This is a genomic window from Streptomyces scopuliridis, from assembly GCF_042790125.1.
Lineage (GTDB): Bacteria > Actinomycetota > Actinomycetes > Streptomycetales > Streptomycetaceae > Streptomyces > Streptomyces scopuliridis_A.
This window is the reverse complement of record NZ_JBHTZS010000001.1, coordinates 370819-388829: the sequence shown is the minus strand read 5'-3', so window position 1 is coordinate 388829 and position 18011 is coordinate 370819. Positions and strand designations below refer to the sequence as shown.

Genomic DNA, 18011 nt, shown 5'->3' with positions numbered 1-18011 from the left:
GCGCCGCCGACGACGGGGAGTTGGACATCCGTGGGGGGCGCCTACCAGTGCGCGGGGCGCGTGAGTGACGGCGGGAGTCTGGTCGCCGCGTCCCCCTTCGCCGCGTTGACCTGGGTCTGGACGAGGAAGATGCTGCCGGTCAGATCGGCGCCCCGCAGATCCGCGTCCCTCAGGTCGGCCCCGATCAGATCGGCCAGGCGCAGATCGGCCCCCCGCAGATCGGCGGCGATCAGATACGCCCCGCGCAGATCGGCGCCGCGCAGGTCCGCGCCCTTGAGCTTGGCGCCGAAGAGGTCGGCGCCCCTGCGGTTCTTCCGCTTGCCCCGGACCTGGGCCCGCACCAGCTCGCTCGTGCGCAGCAGCAGGGGGTTGACGGCCGCGCGCCGCTCCGCCACGTCCAGTTCGAGCAGGGTCTCGGGGTCGCTGCGGGTGAGGCGTTCGGTCTCGTCCAGGGCACGTCGGAGCGCGTCGTGGAGCGTACGGGCGGGCTCCAGCGCGAGGGCCTCGTCGAGGTACCACAGCAGTTCCTGGAGCTGCCGCATCACGGGAAGCGCGGCGAACATCCGCTCGGCGGTCTCCGGGGCCTGCCGCCAGTCCCGTCCGCCGAAGGTGAGCCGCGAGACCTTCTGGCCCGCGCCGAAGCAGTCGTAGACCGTGCACCCCTGGAAGCCCCGCTCCCTCAGGGTGCGGTGCACACCGCAGCGGAAGTCGGTCCGCAGATGGCGGCAGGGCTCTCCGGCGGCCTTGTCGACCGGGAAGTCCGCCGAGACCGAGAAGGTCAGGGCGACACAGCAGAGCCCGAAGCAGTTCGCGCAGTCGGCCCGCAGATCGAGACCGGAGGGCCCGGGGCCGTGAGCGCCCGAGCGGAGGGAGGCGTCTGAGGGGTCGGGCTGCTCTGACAAGGGTCCCGGTCTCCTGTACCTGCTGGACGGCGGTCGCCCCACGGAGCGTACCCGCCGGCCCCGACGCAGCATGCGCAACGGGGGGTTGACCGCCTTCTGTCCTGGGTCTAGATTCCTCGCACCTCGCAGGTGTATCGATAAACCATCTGGCCGGTGTCCCACTCAGCACTCCCGTAGGAGGCCCTGCGCCGTGCGCTCCCCGTTGAACCGCCGCGGTTTCCTAGCCGCCGGCGCAGCCCTCGCCGCAGGCGCCGCCGCACCCGCGCTGTCCGGGTGCGGCGCGCTGGCCGCGGCCGACTTCGACCCCGACACCCTGGTCATCCACAGCCAGCTCGGCGGCACCGCTCCCGGTTCCGCCACCTTCCGGGCCGTGCTCGACACCTTCCGCCGGGAGAACCCGCGGATCGCGGTCAAGAGCCTGGTCAACGGTGATGAGCTCGGGCCGGTGTACGAGACGTCCCGGCTGGCGAAGAAAGAGGCCGACGTCGTCATGGTCAACCTCTACGACAAGACCGTGGCCTGGACCGAGTTGGGCGCGACCGTCCCGGTCGGCGGCTATCTCGACGCGTGGGGGCTGCGCGAGCGCATCATCCCGGGCGCCCTCAAGGAGTGGACCGATCCCAAGGGGCGGCTGCGCGCCCTCCCTTACATCAGCAGCAACTGGCCCGTCGCCTTCAACACCTCGCTGCTGCGGGCCGCCGGCGTCGAGGCGATCCCCACCACCGGCGACGAACTGATCGCGGCGGCAAGGAAGCTGCGTGCCAAGGGCACCGCCCCCGTCACCATCGGCGGCAACGACTGGACGGGGCAGAAGCTCCTCGCCCAGATCATCCAGACGTTCCTCACCCCCGAACAGGCCCGCACCCTCTACTCCACGGGCGACTTCAGCGGTCTCCCCCAAGCGCGCGACGGCGTCGCCTACTTCGTCGAGCTGCGCGACGCGGGGGTGTTCACGGACAAGGCGCAGGGCCTGACCACGGACTCCATGACGACCCAGTTCAATACGGAGGCCGCCGCCATGGAGTCGGCGATGTCCTCGGCGCTCGCCCGGGTCCCCGGAAAGGTCGCCGCGCGCACGGAGGTCGGCGGCTTCCCGCTCGCTCCGGGCGCCGCGCACGCGAAGCCGACGATCCTGCGGACGTACACCGTCTCCGGGTTCTGGATCAGTCCGAACGGCACGAAGAAGATCGAGAACGTGGAGAAGTTCGTCCGCTTCATGTACCGGCCCGATGTGATCTCGCGCTTCGTCTCCGAGGGCGGTCGTGACATGGCCGTGAAGACCGACACCCTCAGCGACAACTTCCCGCTGGTGGCCAAGGCGCAGCAGCTCGGCGACAGCGTCAGCCAGGTGGTCCTGCCCGATCTGTATCTGCCGCCCTCGGCCGTGCAGCCGCTGATCCAGGCGACCAGCACCGCGTTCACCCCGGGCACCAGCGCCCGCCGCATCCTCGCCCTGCTCGACGGTGCGTACCGCCACGCCTGAACATGTCCGACGCCCCACGGGAGTTATCCAGTGACAACGATGTCCGTCAGGTCTGCCACCGGGCAGACCGCACCGGCCGATCCGGGCCCGGGGCACCGGAAGCGGCAGCGCGGGCCGCGCACCACGATCCTCGCCCTGCCCGCCCTCGCCTGGTATCTGATCTTCATGGTCGGCCCGATGGCCGCCATCTTCGTGATCGCGGCCATGAACTGGCCGGGGATGCTCCAGCCCGTCTCGTTCGCCGGGCTCGACAACGTCCGTACGGTGCTGGGCGATCCGGTCTTCTGGCAGGCGGTACGGAACACCGCCGTCCAGCTCGCCATCGCCCTGCCCGTCATGATCGTCTGCGCGTACATGCTCGGCTACTACGTGGCGCAGAAGCCGCCGGGCCACCGGGTGATCCGCTATCTGCTGTTCGTACCGGGGCTGATCTCGACCCCCGCCAAGGCCATGGTCTTCTACGCCGCGCTCTCCCCGGACGGACTGCTCAACGGCGCGCTCCAGGCCGTCGGCCTCGGCTCGCTCACCGATGCCTGGCTCGCCAACTCCAGTACCGCGCTGTTCTGTCTGATCGCGCTCGACATCTGGGCCGGGATCGGCTTCACGGCCGTGCTGTTCGCGGCACGGCTCGACAGCGTCCCCGATGAACTGGGCGAAGCCGCGCAGTTGGACGGCGCGGGGCACTGGCGCACGATGTGGCGTATCCACTTCCCGGTCATCAAGGACTACATGGGGGTGGTGACGATGCTCCAGTTCCTGTGGACGCTCTTCGGCTCGGCGCAGCAGGTGCTGCTGCTCACCCAGGGCGGGCCGGCCAACTCCTCGACGACGCTGTCCTTCCTCGTCTACCAGAAGGCGTTCATCGAAACGGATCTGGGCTACAGCCAGGCCATCGGTGTGGTCCTCTTCCTGGTCGGGCTGGTGGGGCTGCTCTCCATCCGCCGCGCCTTCCGCCAGACGTACTGACGTACTGACGTACTGAGGTACTGACGCAACAGCCACCGATCGGAGCTGTCTCCCGTGTCCACCATGAAGTTCAGGAAGTCCTGGCTGCCCGCGCACATCCTGGTGTGGACGTACGCGGTACTGCTGGCCGTCCCGCTCTACTACTTCCTCGCCTCGGCCTTCAAGTCGAACGAGCAGATCTTCGCGACCCCGCTCTCACCGCCCACCTCGTTCGGTCTCGGCAACTTCCGTACGGCCTTCGAGAGCGCCGAACTCGGGCCCGCGATCCTCAACTCGGCGCTGGTGACGGTGTTCTCGCTGGCCCTGACCCTGGGTCTGGCGATACCCGCCGCGTTCGCGCTGGCCCGTTCGACGGGCCGGCTGGCGTCCGCGATGGAGAAGGTGTTCTCGCTCGGTTTCCTGATCCCGACCTTCGCCGCGCTCTTCCCCACCTTTCTGCTCTCGGCGGCCACCGGTCTCTTCCACACCCGCGCGTTCATGGTGCTGTTCCTGCCGGCGACCGCGATGCCGCTGTCGGTGGTGATCCTGGTGCAGTTCATGCGGACCATTCCGCGGGAGATGGAAGAGGCGGCGCGGATGGACGGCGCCTCGACGTTCGCCGTCCTGCGGCACATCTACACACCGATGTGCGTGCCCGGCATCGCCACCGTACTGCTGCTGAATTTCCTCAGCTTCTGGAACGAGTATCTCTACTCGCTGGTCATCATCGGCCCGGATCCCGAGCTGCGCACCGTGCAGGTCGCGTTGCCGACGCTGAAGTCCCAGATCGGCACCGACTACGGTGTACTGACAGCCGGTACGATCCTCACGCTCGTACCCGTCTGGATCGTGTACACCATCCTCCAGAAGCGGATGCAACAGGCGCTGATCAGCGGTGCGGTGAAGATGTGAGCGGAAGCGACAGCGCGAGCACGGACAAGAGCGCGGCCAGGAACAACGGCGCGAACAGGAACAACAGGCCCACCATCAAGGACGTGGCGGCCGAGGCGGGCGTCTCGGCGACCGCCGTGTCCAAGGTCTTCAACAACACGGGCCGCATTTCGGAGCCGACACGGCTGCGTATCGTCGAGGCGGCGGCGCGGCTCGGCTGGTCGCCGAGCGCCGCGGCCACCGCGCTGCGCCGGTCCCGTACCCATACGGTCGCGATGGTGGTCCGCCGTCCCACCGATGTCCTCGGCGCGGATCCGCACTTCTCCGAGCTGATCACCGGTCTGGAGAGCGAGCTGTCGCCGCGCGGCTACGGTCTGCTGCTGCACATGGCGAGCGGAGTGACGGAGGAGACGGCGCTGTACGAGCGGCTGGCGGCGGAGGGACGCGTCGACGGCGCGGTCCTCACCGACCACAGGACGGACGACCCCCGTCCGCCGCTGCTCAAGCGACTGGGGCTGCCCGCCGTGCTGTTGGGCACACCGCACCACGCACTGCCGGTACGGAACATCACACTCGGGAACCAGGACGCCGGCATCACCGAGGCCGTACGGCATCTGCTGGACCTCGGCCACCGGCGTATCGCCTACGTCGCGGGCCCCGCCGAGCTGGTGCACACCGGCTTCCGTCTGCGGGTCTTCGAGCGGGAACTCGCCGCGGCCGGAATCACTCCGGCGGCCGTGCGGCACACCGACTTCACCGAGGCCGCGGCCCACACCGCCACCGGACAGCTGCTCGCCCTCTCCCCCCGGCCGACCGCGATCATGTACGCCAATGACTCGATGGCGGTGTGCGGTATCGGCGCGGCCCAGCGCGCCGGGCTCTCGGTGCCGGACGATCTCTCGGTCGTCGGCTACGACAATCTGCCGCTGGGGCACTGGCTGCACCCCCGGCTGACCACCATCGACCAGCAGGTGCGGGAGGTCGGCGCCGCCGCCGCGCGGGCGCTGCTCGCGGAGTGCGGCGAGGACGTCGACACCCGGCCGCTCACCGGCCGCCCCCGGCTGGTGGTCCGCGAGTCGACGGGCCCCGGCCCGAGCTGACCAGGACCGGCCGTCCCGGACCCGGATGCCCGGCCCGGCGGCCCCGCAGAGACCGGAAGAACCACCCCCCCGTCACGGAGAACACCATGCGACGCCACAGCGCCCACCTCACCCACGACGACCGCGTCCTGCCCTGGGTCGGCGCCAACTTCTGGTCCCGCACCGGCGGTCCGTTCATGTGGCGCGACTACGACGGCGCCGTCGTGCGCGAAGAGCTCGCCGTCCTGCGCGACCACGGGCTCTCGATGAGCCGTTCGTTCTTCTACTGGCCGGACTTCCACCCGGAGCCGCACCGGATCGACGAGGAACTGTGCGACCGCTTCCGGGACTTCCTGGACGCCCACAGCGAGCTGTCGATGGGTACGGTCCCGACGTTCATCGTCGGCCATATGTCGGGGGAGAACTGGGATCCGGTCTGGCGCGGCGACCGCGATCTCTACGAGGACGTGTGGATGGTGGGCCGGCAGGCCTGGTTCGTGAGCGAGATGACCCGGCGCTACAAGGACCATCCCGCGGTGACCGGCTGGCTGATCACCAACGAGATGCCGGGGTACGGGCGGATCTACCAGGTCGATCCGCCGTCCTCCGACGTGGTGACGGCATGGGCGCAGTTCATGTGCCAGGCCGTCCGGGCGGCCGGGGGCACCCAGCCGGTATCGCTCGGCGACGGCGCCTGGGGTCTGGAGGTGACCGGCCGTGACAACGGTTTCTCACTGCGCGAGACGGCACACTACGTGGACTTCGTCGGCCCGCATGTCTACCGCTCCGACACCGATCTGCCGCGCCAGCACTACCGAGCCGCCTTCGAATGCGAACTGGCCGCCGTCACCGGACAGCCCGTGATCCTGGAGGAGTTCGGCCTCTCCACCGACACCGTCTCGGCGCGCAACGCGGGCGTGTACTACCGGCAGACGCTGCACAACTCACTGCTCGGTGGCGCGACCGGCTGGATCGCCTGGAACAACACCGACTACGACCATCTCTGGGACCGGTCGCCGTACGACCACCACCCCTTCGAAATGCACTTCGGCATCACGGACAGCGCCGGCCGCCCGAAGGAGCCGCTGCGTGAACTGGCCGCCTTCACCGAGGTGTTGCGACGGATCGACTTCGCCCGCTGCCGGCGTACGGACGCGCCGACGGCGCTCGTCGTGCCCGCCTTCCTGGAGCGCGGCTACCCATACAGCCGGCCCGCCGACCGGCCGCTGATCTTCAGCTCGCTGCATCAGGGCTATGTGGCGGCGCGCGGCGCGGACCTGCCGGTCGCGTTCGCACGGGAGGCCGACGGTCTTCCCATGGACGGTCTGCTGTATCTGCTGCCCTCCACACGCCAGTTGACCACCCGCACCCGGCGGGACCTGGAGCGGCGGGCGCGGGACGGAGCGACGGTCTATCTCTCCTTCTGCTCGGGCGAGCATCCCGGCACGCGCGGCCCGTGGTTCCACGATCTGGACGGGCTGTTCGGGGTGGAGCTCCAGCTCTCCTACGGTGTCGCCGAGCCGATCGAGGACGACACCCTGGAGATGACGTTCCAGGAGGACTTCGGGACGATCGCCGCCGGTGAGACCCTGCGCTTCGCGGTGGCGGGCAACGAGGACAGCCGCGCCTATCTGCCGGTGGTACCGGCCGGTGCCCGGGTGGTGGCGACCGACGCGCACGGCCGGCCCGCGCTGCTGCGCCACCGGCTCGGTTCGGGCGAGACCGTACTGGCGACCTACCCGCTGGAGCACATGGCGGCCCGTACGGCCCGGGTCAATCCCGAGCGTACGCACCGGCTGTACGAGGCACTCGCCGAAGTGGCGGGCGTACGGCGGCCGGTGACGGTCGGCACACCGCTGGTGGGCGCCGATGTGCTGGTGCATGAGGACGGCAGGCGCTTCGTGTGGCTGGTGAGCCAGTCGGAGCGGGAGCTGACGGTGCGTCCGGAGACCGGCGACGCCACGCTCCATGATCTGGTCTCCGGTGAGCGGCTGGAGCGGGTGGAGATCGGTCCGTATGGCGTACGGGTGCTGGAGCTGCGCCCGTACACCACGCCCTGAGCCCCTGGGTCCTGACCGGCGTCCGCACCCGGACGCCGGTCGGCGAGGTCCGCGTCAGCGGGGCGCCGGGCGGGCGTCCATCGCACCGCGGGCCCGTTCCGCGAGACCGTCCGCGCCACAGCTCTCGGCCAGTTCGAGCCCGCAGGCCAGCTCGGCCGGGAACCCGGCGGCGATGCCGTACTCCACCCGGGCGACGGCGAGTTCGTACGCGGAGGGTGACGCTTCGAGATGAGCGACGGCCTGCGCCAGCAACTCGGTCTTCTCCGTGCCCTCCTTCAGAGACGCCGCGCAGCACAACGCGACCCCGATGGCGGTGTGCGTGCCGAAGCGTTCCGCCCGGTCCCTGGCGTACGAGGCGAGATGGGCGGCGCGGCGCGGATCGTCGTCGGCGACCGCACGCGCGAGGTCACACGCCCAGGGAGCCATGACGGTGTTGTGACGGCCGCGGGCGGTCAACGCCTGCCCGGCCGCCTCCAGTTCGGCGACGGCTTCCTTCGTACGGCCCAGGGCGAGCAGCAGCCGGCCCCGGACCGACGGTGCGTCGGGGATGACGATCGAGGAGGAGTACGGCGGGGCGAACGCGTGGCGCTCGGCCGCCTCCAGGGCCTTGTCGACATGACCGCGTGCGAGCAGGGTGTCGATCAGCATGCAGGCGGCGTCCCAGTGCATCGGCAGCCCGTTGCCGACCCGGTCGGCCAGCCGCAGGCTCTCGCGCAGATACGCCTCGGCGTCCGCGAGCCGGCCGCGTCTGCGATGTCCGTAGCCGACGAGGGCATGGGCGAACGCCAGATGGCCACCGCTCCAGCCGGAGATCTCGAAGGCCCGCAACCCTTCCTGGAACAGGCTCTCCGCGCGGTCGAGCCGGTCGGCGAAGGCGTACGAGAGCCCGAGCAGCGCCGGTGGTTCGAAGCCCCACGCCGTATCGGCCCAGCCGACTCCGGGCGCCAACCGGCCTTCGATCAGGGCGCGTTCGCCGATCTGGACGTTCTCCTCGGCGCTCTCGCCACGGGCCGTAGCGTCGAAGGCGCGCAGCATCAGCAGAACGCGTTCGGTGTTGTCACGTCCGGTGAGCCCGTCCGCCAGCCGGGCGAGCCGGCGGGAGCGTTCGGGCCCGTCCTCCTCGATGGCCTGCACGCCCTCCCACAGGAAGTGGGCGCCCTGGAGCCGCATCCTGGCGGGTCCCTCTTCGGTACGCGCGACCTCGGTGGCGACCACATGCGCGGCGTCACCGGTCTGGTTGTTGTGTGTCAGCGCCTGGGCGAGCCGGAACACCACATCCACGCGCAGACCCTCGTCCAGCTGCGCGGTGTCGAGCGCGGCGCGCAGATGTCCGACGGTGGTGGCCGGTGAGGTGAGCAGCGTGGCGCAGCCCAGCTCGTACCGCACCTGTGGCCGTACGGACTCCAACGGCGGTTCCGCCAGGGCGCGTTCGAGGCAGCGGCGGGCGGCGTCCGGTGCGCCCACCGCGAGATGTTCGGCGGCGGCTTCGCGCAGCTGCTCGACCAGTTCGGGGTCGCCGTCCGGATGCACTTCGAGGAGGTGCGGCGCGGCCGCCGCCGATCCCCGGCCGCTGCGGGAGACCGCCCAGGCGGCGAGTCCGTGCATCGCGGTGCGCACACCCGGCGGGATCGCCCGGTAGACGGCGCCCGCGATGAGCGGGTGGACGAACTCCAGTGGGTCGGTGCCCACGAGGATGCGCGCGGCCCGCAGCCGTTCCGCGCACGCGGAGGCGTCATGCTGGCTCATACCCGACAGTGTGATCGCCAGATCGAGGGAGATGTCGGTGCCCAGAACGGCGGCGGCCCAGGCGAACCGGGTGGTGGGCGTGCCCAGTTCCTCCAGCCGGGCGATGAGGCCGGTGCCGCGTGCCGAAGCGCCGAGGGCGCGCAGTTCGCCGGCGAAGCGCTCGACGGGTTCGAGACCGGTGTCCCGCACCTTGGCGAGCAGTTCGACGGTCTCGTACGCGTTGCCGCCGGTCACCGCCCAGACCTCACGGCAGAACGGATCGTCCGCGTGTTCGCCGAGGGCGGCGCGGGCGAGTTCGGCCGTGGCGTCGGAGGTCAGCTCGCTGAGCGTGACCAGCAGCCTCGCCGCCACTCCGATCTTCTGGAGAAACCATTCGGTCTCGCCGATGGCCTCTTCGGTGCGGTACGCGACGACGATGAGGACGGGCAGCCCGCCGGCCGGGCGCTCGGCGAAGGAGGCGAGCCAGGCGAGGGTCTCCAGGTCGGCCCACTGCGCGTCGTCGACGAGGAGGACGAGCGGTCCGTGGACCGCGGCGAGCCGCTCGACCAGGGCGTCCAGACCGTCCCGCACACCCTGCGGATCGGCGTGCTGCTCGCCCGGTGGCGCTATGCCGAGGGCCGGTCCGACGATCTCGTACCGGTCACCGAGCAGTTCCCGCGCGTCCGTGGGACCGCCGGCCGGTCCGGACGCCGGTTCGGCGTCGGTCAGCGCGGGCTGGAGCAGTTGTCGTACGACATGGAACGGGACGGAGGTGACGGTCTCGCCGCCGCGCGCGGACCACACCGCACAACGCCCGTCGGCGAGTCGGCGCACCTCGGAGAGCAGCGCCGTCTTACCGAGCCCGGCGGCACCCCGGTAGACGAGCAGCCCGCCGGAGCGCTTGTTTCCGCACAGTGCGTCCACGGCGTTGGCCGCCGCGGCGAGTTCGGGCTCACGCTCCAGCAGCGGGAGGGTGACCGAGTTGTCCGGCCGGTACACCGGCATCCCTCGCTTTCTCGAACAGTGCGCAGTTCAAGTGTCGAGGGTAGCCCCGGAGCGCCCCGAGTGGACCCGAATCAGCACGAATTCGGCCGTTCGACTGCGCGAGGGCGGTTCAAGAGGTAACGAAAATGCGGACGTGTGAGGTCCCTGGCGGCCCCTCGTCGTCACGAAGTGGCCCGCCGCACCGTCGAGTTCGTTCCGCGGACCGCGCCCGGCGTACCGCAGGCCGGGCAATCCGGTCTGCGGTCGTACCGCTCCTCCACGGGTTCGGAGAGCGCCATCAGGTTGAGGCCGAACCGGAAACCCGGTTCCATCTCCGGTACGCCCGTGAGCAGCGCGATCGCCGCGTGGACGAGGAGATGGCCGGAGAGGCCCGCGGTCACGGCGTTGACGGGGTTCCACTCCATGCGGGGGGAGGCGGCCTCCTCGTCCTGTCCCGCGGCGAGCCGCAGATCGCGGCGGTCGACCTCGCCCGCGCGGTGGCACTCCCAGCACGCCCCCCGGCCGGGCGCGTGGACCCCCACGGTGACGAGCGGTCCTCGGTAGCCGGCGTCGAGCCAGGGGATTCCGGCGGCCAGACAGACGCGGTTGGCCCAGCGGCGGATCTCCGGCGGCCGGTCGGCGCAGAGCAGCAGCAGATCGTAGCCCGGGGCGAGCAGCGCGGCGATGTCGTCGGGCCCCCGGACCGCGCGGTGTTCCGTGGTCAGTGCCACCCGCGAGTTGACCGCCCGCAGGGCCGCGCCGGCGGCAGTGGCCTTGGGCCGGCCGATGTCGCTCTCGTGGTACAGGGGCTGCCGGTTGAGATTGGACAGCTCCACGACATCACCGTCCACGCAGTGCATCCGGCCCACGCCCGACGCGACCAGACCCTGGGCCGCGAAGCCGCCCGTACCGCCGAGGCCGAGCAGCAGGACCCGGGCCGAGCGCAGCCGGGCCTGCAACTCCCAGGCGGTCGGGTGCGGTGACAGATCCATCCACCGCAGCAGCGTCACCCCGCGGCTGTACCGTACGCGGTCCTCGTCGGTGAGGGTGTCCGGCGGCTCCGCCTCGGCGTCCTCCAGGAACCCGGCCTCGTACAGCTCGGCGATCGCCCGGACGACCGCGCCCGGTTCGACGCCCGGGTGCCGGGCGAGCACCGCGTCGACCGACTCGGCCTGGCCGCGGGTCCCGTCCAGCGCCTCGGTCAGCGTCCAGATCCAGCCGTCGGGGTCGGCGACCTCGGCCCCGATCCCGTACACGACGCTGCCGATCCGTACGTTCCCGTCCACGGTGCGGTAGGCCCGGTGTTCGGGCTTGACGCGAGGGCGCCGTAAGCCGGACACCGGCGGCGGGCGCCGGTCCGCTGTCACGCCCGTACCGCCCTCGGCTCCCTGAACCGGGCGGCCAGTTCGGAGGCGGCCAGCACGATTCTGAACTGATGCTCCACCTGGTCGTGGACCGGGATCCAGCGGGCGCGGCAGTCCGCTTCGAACGCGTCGCAGCGCCGGGTGAGGAACAGGTCCAGACAGGCGCGTACGTCGGTCACGTCCGCGCCGTCGATCGCGCCCTCCGCCGCGCCGGAGTCGTGACCGGCGGCGAGCATCTGGTGCAGCAGCCCCGCCGTACGGACGACGAGCCGCCGGGCGGCGATCCGCAGCGCCATGATCCGCGCCCGGTTCAGCGGCGGCAGTCCGCCCGTCTCGCGGAGGGCCGCTTCCGGCGCCCATTCGTCCGCCAGCCCGCCGCAGATGGCGAGGTACTCCTCGACCGGTGCGAGCAGCGGCCCCACGGTGCCGGACAGGCCCGGCCGCACCCGCTCCAGCAGGCCGGCGAGGAACAGCGCGTCCTGCCGGAGCGCATCGCTGATGATCTCCAGAGCACCGGCCGGGTCCGGGTGCACCGAGGTGTCGCCGACTTCCTCGACCCCCCACATCGGCGCCTCGACGACCGCCGTAACGGTGCCGTACGCGTGCGGATGGAACCAGGTGGAGGTGGCGGTGGCGGCCGGCAGCGAGTGGAACTGGTCCGTCTCCTGGGGCCGTGGCATGTCATAGACCCCCGGCCCCGGGCTCGGCCAGAAGAAGGCGTCGTACGGTCCCAGCTCCACCGGGATCCGCAGATCGGCGGCGGACCGGCCGAGCCGTTCGGGGAGGCCGGGCAGCCGGCGGGTCAGTTGCACGAAGCTGCCGCCCACGTCCACGCCGTGCAGGGAGCACTGGAGGTAGGGCCGCAGCTCGTCCTGGAGATCGAGGAGGGCCCGGGTCTCGGGCATCGGTTGCGCCCCGGGCTCCGTGGGCAGCCATTCGGGCTGTTCCGCGAAGCCGGGGCGGAAGAAGTGGCGGTAGTGCTGGGCGAAGGTCATCGGTCCCTTGAGCCACCGCTCGTTGCGGCGGGCTCCGTCGGGATCGAGACAGAGGACGAAGTGCCAGGTCGTGTCCATGGCCCGGCCCGGCCGGTCGGGCCGGGCGAGATACCGGGCCAGTCGCAGGGCCGTCATGCCGCCGACCGGTTCATTGGCATGCGGCCCCGCGACCACCAGTGCGTGCCGGCTCCCCCGTCCTATGGACAGCAGCCGTATCGGCTCCCCGGCCCGTGAATATCCGATACGCCGCAGGACGGCGCGGTCCGGGTGCGCCGCGGCCAGGCCCCGGGCGCGAGAGGTCAGTTCGTCGACGGTGAGATAGCGACCCGGCACAGCTGTCCGTTCAGGAACCGGTCGAGTTGCTGTCGCCCGTGGTCTCTCTCCGGTCGAGACGCCGGATCTTGATGGTGGTCTGCTTGGGACGTGCTGCGCTGTCGCTCTTGGCCATTTTCCCCATGGACCGCTCCTTCGACACCCCAGTGCCCAACTCCCCGTCAAGCACCCTTATTTGATGGTCCGTCACCGATTGGAGCACGTCAACACCCGGGATGATGTGGAATGTGATATGCGGATACATGCCGGAAGGGCCTGTCCGGGGAATATCTCGCTGCCGCGTCGGCGGACCGGGCCCCCGGGCGGCCCGGCGCTGTCCGTGCCTGATCCGTCACACACGGTGGCATCATCGGTGACCGCCGGGGCCGACGGAGGAGGACGGACGCGTGCCCGAAGACCACGATCCACCGCCCGCGCACACACCGCCCCCTTCAGGAACGCCCGGTGAGCCCGGCGAGCCCGGTGGGCCCGGCGAGCCCGGTGGGCCCGGTGGGCGGGGCGCGCCGGGTACGCCCGGCGGCCCCGGACCGCACGACGCGTGGCTGACCACCGGTGTGGGCAGCGTCGGAGTGACCAGCTTCCTCTCCGACGCCGGCCATGAGATCGCCACCGCCGTCCTCCCCGGCTTCGTGACCGGCGTCCTGCACGGCTCCGCCGCCTCGCTCGGGGTCATCGAGGGCGTCAGCGATGCGCTCACCGGTGTCAGCAAGCTCGCCGGTGGCCCGCTCGCCAATGACCCGCGCCGGCGCCGCCGGATGGCCACCGGCGGCTATCTCGGTACGGCCCTCGCGACCGGGGCCATCGGCTTCGCCACGGCGGTGTGGCAGGTCGGTGTCCTGCGCGCCGTCGCCTGGACGTCCCGGGGGCTGCGTTCGCCGTCGAAGGACTCCCTGCTCGCATCCCTGGCGCCGCCGCGCGCCTTCGGCCGGGCGTACGGCCTGGAGCGGGCCGGGGACAACCTGGGGGCGGTGGCCGGCCCGCTGGCCGCCGCGGGGCTGGTGGCCTGGCTGGGCATCCGGCCCGCGCTCTGGTTCGCGTTCCTCCCGGGCATCCTCGCCGCCGTCACCATCACGATCGCCGCCCGTGAGGCCCGCCGCCGTCACGCCGACGGCTCCCGCGAGCCGATCAGGCTGCGTTTCGCCGGGCTGCGGGGTGCCGGGGTGCTCCGGCCCATGCTGCCGGTCCTGCTGTTCGAATTCGGCAATCTCGCCGTCACCCTGCTGATCCTGCGGGCCACCCAGCTGCTGCACACCGACGGCCGCTCCGCGACCGCGGCGGCGTCGCTGGCCATCCTGATCTACGCGGCGCACAACGCCGTCGGCGCGGCCGTCGCGTACGCCGGCGGCCACTGGATCGACCGGGCGGGACCGCGCGTCGTGTTCGCCACCGGCTCGGCCCTCTATGTGCTGGCGTACACCGGTTTCGCGGTGGGTTTCCACTCCTGGTGGGTGCTGCTGATCTTCTTCGGCCTCGCGGGGGCCGGTATCGGCTGCGCCGAGACCGCGGAGTCGGCGCTCATCGCCCAGCTGCTGCCGGACCGGCTGCGCGGCAGTGGTTTCGGGCTGCTGGGCGCCGTACAGGCGGTGGGGGACGTGGTGGCCACCGTGGTCGTCGGCGTCCTGTACACCGCTGTCTCCCCCACCGCCGGGTTCCTCTACGCCGCCGGCTGGATGCTGCTCTCCGTCCTCGGCGCCGGCGCGCTGGCGTCCGGACGCCAGGCACCCCGGCCGCGCGGAGGCGGGACCTGACGGGACCGGCGCCTCCGAGCAGGTCGCACAGTGGGGATACCATCTGACATATGGCCGTTTGCGCCGTATGTCCCGTCCGGCCCGGTCACGCGGTTCGGCAAGGAGGTACCCCACCATGGCTCCCGCGACGCGTCTGTTGACGGTGCTTCCCACCGGCCACAGCGAGATCCTGATGAGACTGGCCCGCTACGTCTCCTTCCCCCAGGACACCAGGATCTTCGAGGAGGGCGACCCGGCGGACCGGTTCTGGGTGATCCGCTCGGGCGCCGTGTCCCTGGACATGTTCGTACCCGGCCGCCGGCGGGTGATGGTCGAGACGCTCGGTGTCGGGGATCTGCTCGGCTGGTCCTGGCTGGTCCCGCCGCACCGCTGGCACTTCGGGGCGGAGGCGTTCAGTCCGGTGCGCACCCTGGAGTTCGACGGGAAGGCGGTACGGACCCTGTGCGAGAACGATCCGGCGCTCGGCTACGCGCTGACCCGCTCCGTCGCGGAGATCCTGGCCCGCCGTCTTGAGGTGGCGCGTACGAAACTGATCGACCAGTACATGCGCCATGGCGGCCCCGGGCTGTGAGCCGCCGCCGGAATCGCGCACGGTCCGGATCCCCGCGGCCCGGTTCGGCGCCGCCCGTATCGTGCCGCTAGCCTGGGGTCAGTGGTGGCCCCGGCGGGCGACCACGCGGCGGTGGGGCCCGCCGTACCCGAACCGCGGTGACCTGCCGCCAACGGTCCCTACTTGCGAAGGAGCGCGCCCGCGTACGGGCGCCCGGCGAGTAGGAGACGTATGCCCATGGGAAGCCCTCGGCCCCGCGTGGTGAACGAGCCCACCGGATCCGACGCGCGTCCGCCCACGGCCGGTATGCGGAAGCGGTGTGCGCGGGCGAAAGCTCTCTGGCCGGTCGTCGCCGTCGTATCGCTCGGCGGGGCGATCGGCTCGGCGGCCCGCTACGGGGCGGCTCTGCTCTGGCCCACCGCCTCCGGCGCCTTTCCGTGGACGACGCTGACCGTGAACGTGGTGGGGTGCGCGGTGATCGGCGTCTTCATGGTGGTGATCAGCGATGTGTGGGCCGCGCACCGGCTGGTGAGGCCGTTCTTCGGGACCGGTGTGCTGGGCGGATTCACCACGTTCTCCACCTATGCGGTGGACATCCGGCTCCTGGTGGGCTCCGGACGGCCCGCCACGGGCATGGCGTATCTGGGACTGACGCTGGTGGCGGCTCTCGCCTCGGTGTGGAGTGCGGTGTGGGTGACGCGCCGCGTAGTCGCGTGGAGGCAGGCATGAACGGGCTGTGGAGGCGGACATGAACGGGCTGATGGGCAGCGCCCTGCGACTGACGGTCCTCATCGGCGAATCCGATGTGTGGCACCACCGGCCCCTCTATACGGAGATCGTGCACCGTGCGCACCAGGCGGGACTGGCGGGCGCGAGCGTGTTCCGCGGGATCGAGGGGTTCGGCGCGTCCTCGCTGATCCATACGCAGCGGCTGCTGTCGCTGAGCGAGGAGCTGCCCGTCGCGATCGTGATCGTGGACACCGAGGAGAAGATCCGGGACTTCCTTCCGCGACTGGACGAGCTGGTCCGCGAGGGGCTGGTCACGCTGGAGAGCTGCGAGGTCGTCCGCCATGCCGGCCGGCGGGAGGCGCGGTGAACTGGCTGCTGGTCCTGGCCGGGGCGGCCATCGGTGCCCCCTTGCGTTTTCTGACCGACCGGAGCGTGCAGCGCAGACACGACACCGTCTTCCCGTGGGGGACCTTCGCCGTCAACGTCGTGGGCTGTCTGGTCCTCGGGCTGCTGACCGGCGCGGTCGCCGCCGGGGCGGCGTCCTCGCGCACGCAGCTGTTCCTCGGCACCGGCCTGTGCGGTGCGCTGACGACGTACTCGACCTTCAGCTACGAGACACTGCGCCTCGCCGAGGACGGCGCGAAGCTGTACGCCGCCGCGAATATCCTCGGCAGCGTGGTGGCCGGGCTGGGCGCGGCCTTCGCCGGGGTCGCCCTCGCGGAGGCGCTGTGGGTGTGAGCCGCCACCGGTACGGTGCGGTGGTGGTCCCCGGGGCGGGGCGGCCGACGACGGCGAAGACGGCGGCGGCCGGGGCCTTTCCATGGACGGGACCGCGCCGGACGGCCGAGCGAGGAGTACGTGAAGGCGATGCCCGCAGCAGACGACGCACCCGTGATCCTGGGCGACGAACCCGGCTCTTTCGCCCGGGGAGTGCTGACCGACCGTCATCCGGCCCTCATCCAGCGGGTACGCGACGCCTTTCCCTGTACCCCCGCCCAGCACCGGGCGCTCGACGCCCTGCTGCGCTCGGTCACCGACGGGGTGATCGAGCCGCTCGCCCCGGACGCGCACGACCGTGCCCAGTGGGAGATCTGGGGACGTGACTCCGCCGGGGGCTCCTGGTTCGGCCGGTCCTGGTTCGACGTACCGTTCCTGTGGTCCGAGAGCTACTTCTACCGCGTACTCCTCGACGCCATGGGCTACTTCACCGACGGCCCCTGGCGGGGCGTCGACCCCTTCGCCCCGTTCAAGGACGCCGAGCTGAGCGGCCCGGCGGTGGACGGCGAACTCGCCGCTCTCGACGGGCTCGCCGGACGGTCCGCCGGTGAACAGGCGCTCGCGCTGGCGCACGCCTCGCTCTGGGGCAACCGCGCCGACCTCAGCTTCGGGATCGCGTCGGGCGCCGCCCCCGCCGACGGAGGTACGGATCCACGCCTCGTGGCGGACGACGGCCCTCTGCTGTGGTCCCTGCTGCCCGTCGGAGCGGCGGGTACGGTGCATCTGATCGCCGACAACGCCGGCCGGGAACTCATCCCCGATCTCGTACTGCTCGACCATCTGCTCCACACCGAGCGCGCCTCCCGCGCCGTCCTGCACGTCAAGCCCTATCCGTACTACGTCTCCGACGCGACGATGACGGACGTCGTCGACGGTCTGCGGCGGCTCGGGGCGGCGCCCGGATACGCGGCCGAGATCGGCGAACGGCTCTGGTCCGCCATGGCGACCGGGCGGCTCGCGGTGCGCGCGCACAGCTTCTTCCGGGCGCCGCTGCCGTACAGCGCGATGCCCGGCGATCTGCGCCGGGACCTCGCGGAGGCCACCGTGACGATCCTGAAGGGCGACCTCAACTACCGCCGTCTCGTGGGTGATCAGTACTGGGCGCCCACGGCCTCGTTCGCCGGCCGGACCGCGTACTTCCCCGGACCCGTCGCCGCGCTGCGCACCCTCAAGTCCGATGTGATCGTCGGCCTCGACGTCCGCACACTGGATGCCCTGGAAGCGAGCGGAGAGCCGTGGCGCACCAGCGGCACGCACGGGCTCGTCCAGGCCCGGCGCTGAGGCTTTCGCCGCCCTGTGTTGTCGTGGCACGGGGAAGGGGCGCCCCCCGGGCCGGGGGCCCCCCGGCCCCCGCCCCGCGGGCCGCCCCTCCTTCCGTGCGCCGCTCAGCGGTGCGTACGCAGCAGCGTGCGCATCGTCCGCATCGCGACCGAGAGATTCGCCAGC

Annotated in this window: 15 protein-coding genes; 11 read left to right on the top strand and 4 right to left on the bottom strand. The window is 71.4% G+C overall.

The features are described 5' to 3' along the window. Nucleotides 1-41: 41 nt before the first annotated feature. The gene (locus ACFRKB_RS01515) at nucleotides 42-902 is read right to left on the bottom strand and encodes a pentapeptide repeat-containing protein (RefSeq protein WP_383102311.1); all 861 of its coding nucleotides are present in this window, start codon (nucleotides 900-902) and stop codon (nucleotides 42-44) included. 190 nt (nucleotides 903-1092) lie between these two features. Between ACFRKB_RS01515 and ACFRKB_RS01510 the strand changes: the two genes are divergently transcribed. From ACFRKB_RS01510 to ACFRKB_RS01490, 5 genes are all read left to right on the top strand, one after another. Then, a complete protein-coding gene (locus tag ACFRKB_RS01510; RefSeq protein ID WP_383102309.1) occupies nucleotides 1093-2385 on the top strand; it encodes an ABC transporter substrate-binding protein in 1293 nt (430 codons plus the stop codon). A 39-nt stretch (nucleotides 2386-2424) separates the two neighbouring features. Beyond that, nucleotides 2425-3351 carry a carbohydrate ABC transporter permease gene (locus tag ACFRKB_RS01505; protein WP_383102307.1) on the top strand — a complete coding sequence of 309 codons (927 nt, stop codon included), beginning with the start codon at nucleotides 2425-2427 and terminating at the stop codon, nucleotides 3349-3351. Between the two features lie 63 nt (nucleotides 3352-3414). After that, the gene (locus tag ACFRKB_RS01500) at nucleotides 3415-4242 is read left to right on the top strand and encodes a carbohydrate ABC transporter permease (protein WP_383102306.1); all 828 of its coding nucleotides are present in this window, start codon (nucleotides 3415-3417) and stop codon (nucleotides 4240-4242) included. 83 nt (nucleotides 4243-4325) lie between these two features. Then, nucleotides 4326-5321, top strand: coding sequence for a LacI family DNA-binding transcriptional regulator (locus ACFRKB_RS01495; protein ID WP_383102560.1), 996 nt, complete (start codon nucleotides 4326-4328; stop codon nucleotides 5319-5321). Nucleotides 5322-5407: 86 nt separating this feature from the next. Then, a complete protein-coding gene (locus tag ACFRKB_RS01490; RefSeq protein WP_383102304.1) occupies nucleotides 5408-7360 on the top strand; it encodes a cellulase family glycosylhydrolase in 1953 nt (650 codons plus the stop codon). Nucleotides 7361-7414: 54 nt separating this feature from the next. Here the strand turns inward: ACFRKB_RS01490 and ACFRKB_RS01485 are convergent, their stop codons facing one another. The 3 genes from ACFRKB_RS01485 to ACFRKB_RS01475 form a co-directional block, all read right to left on the bottom strand. Further along, the gene (locus tag ACFRKB_RS01485) at nucleotides 7415-10090 is read right to left on the bottom strand and encodes an ATP-binding protein (protein ID WP_383102302.1); all 2676 of its coding nucleotides are present in this window, start codon (nucleotides 10088-10090) and stop codon (nucleotides 7415-7417) included. Nucleotides 10091-10251: 161 nt separating this feature from the next. After that, nucleotides 10252-11436 (bottom strand): HesA/MoeB/ThiF family protein, encoded by a 1185-nt coding sequence (locus tag ACFRKB_RS01480; RefSeq protein ID WP_383102301.1) that lies wholly within the window; start codon nucleotides 11434-11436, stop codon nucleotides 10252-10254. Continuing rightward, nucleotides 11433-12761: a M14 family zinc carboxypeptidase gene (locus ACFRKB_RS01475; RefSeq protein ID WP_383102299.1), complete on the bottom strand. Its 1329-nt coding sequence runs from the start codon at nucleotides 12759-12761 to the stop codon at nucleotides 11433-11435. Before ACFRKB_RS01475 ends, ACFRKB_RS01480 begins: the two co-directional genes overlap by 4 nt. Before the next feature lie 386 nt (nucleotides 12762-13147). Between ACFRKB_RS01475 and ACFRKB_RS01470 the strand changes: the two genes are divergently transcribed. From ACFRKB_RS01470 to ACFRKB_RS01445, 6 genes are all read left to right on the top strand, one after another. After that, nucleotides 13148-14509, top strand: coding sequence for an MFS transporter (locus ACFRKB_RS01470; RefSeq protein WP_383102297.1), 1362 nt, complete (start codon nucleotides 13148-13150; stop codon nucleotides 14507-14509). A 115-nt stretch (nucleotides 14510-14624) separates the two neighbouring features. Further along, nucleotides 14625-15080 (top strand): cyclic nucleotide-binding domain-containing protein, encoded by a 456-nt coding sequence (locus ACFRKB_RS01465; RefSeq protein ID WP_383102295.1) that lies wholly within the window; start codon nucleotides 14625-14627, stop codon nucleotides 15078-15080. 216 nt (nucleotides 15081-15296) lie between these two features. Further along, complete coding sequence (locus ACFRKB_RS01460) at nucleotides 15297-15788, top strand: fluoride efflux transporter FluC (RefSeq protein ID WP_383102293.1); 492 nt, start codon at nucleotides 15297-15299, stop codon at nucleotides 15786-15788. 19 nt (nucleotides 15789-15807) lie between these two features. Continuing rightward, nucleotides 15808-16155: a DUF190 domain-containing protein gene (locus tag ACFRKB_RS01455; protein WP_383102292.1), complete on the top strand. Its 348-nt coding sequence runs from the start codon at nucleotides 15808-15810 to the stop codon at nucleotides 16153-16155. Continuing rightward, the gene (gene crcB, locus ACFRKB_RS01450; protein ID WP_383102291.1) at nucleotides 16152-16526 is read left to right on the top strand and encodes a fluoride efflux transporter CrcB; all 375 of its coding nucleotides are present in this window, start codon (nucleotides 16152-16154) and stop codon (nucleotides 16524-16526) included. Before ACFRKB_RS01455 ends, crcB begins: the two co-directional genes overlap by 4 nt. Nucleotides 16527-16655: 129 nt before the next feature. Further along, nucleotides 16656-17846, top strand: a complete 1191-nt coding sequence (locus ACFRKB_RS01445; RefSeq protein WP_383102289.1) for a damage-control phosphatase ARMT1 family protein — start codon at nucleotides 16656-16658, stop codon at nucleotides 17844-17846. The last annotated feature ends 165 nt before the right edge of the window (nucleotides 17847-18011 follow it).

What these genes read in the sequence shown, in the direction of transcription:
- ACFRKB_RS01460 (WP_383102293.1), top strand. Translation starts at nt 15,297, where the DNA reads ATGGGAAGCCCTCGGCCCCGCGTGGTGAACGAGCCCACCGGATCCGAC.
- ACFRKB_RS01465 (WP_383102295.1), top strand. Translation starts at nt 14,625, where the DNA reads ATGGCTCCCGCGACGCGTCTGTTGACGGTGCTTCCCACCGGCCACAGC.
- ACFRKB_RS01445 (WP_383102289.1), top strand. Translation starts at nt 16,656, where the DNA reads ATGCCCGCAGCAGACGACGCACCCGTGATCCTGGGCGACGAACCCGGC.
- ACFRKB_RS01500 (WP_383102306.1), top strand. Translation starts at nt 3,415, where the DNA reads ATGAAGTTCAGGAAGTCCTGGCTGCCCGCGCACATCCTGGTGTGGACG.
- ACFRKB_RS01485 (WP_383102302.1), bottom strand. Translation starts at nt 10,090, where the DNA reads ATGCCGGTGTACCGGCCGGACAACTCGGTCACCCTCCCGCTGCTGGAG.
- ACFRKB_RS01455 (WP_383102292.1), top strand. Translation starts at nt 15,808, where the DNA reads ATGAACGGGCTGATGGGCAGCGCCCTGCGACTGACGGTCCTCATCGGC.
- ACFRKB_RS01505 (WP_383102307.1), top strand. Translation starts at nt 2,425, where the DNA reads ATGTCCGTCAGGTCTGCCACCGGGCAGACCGCACCGGCCGATCCGGGC.
- ACFRKB_RS01490 (WP_383102304.1), top strand. Translation starts at nt 5,408, where the DNA reads ATGCGACGCCACAGCGCCCACCTCACCCACGACGACCGCGTCCTGCCC.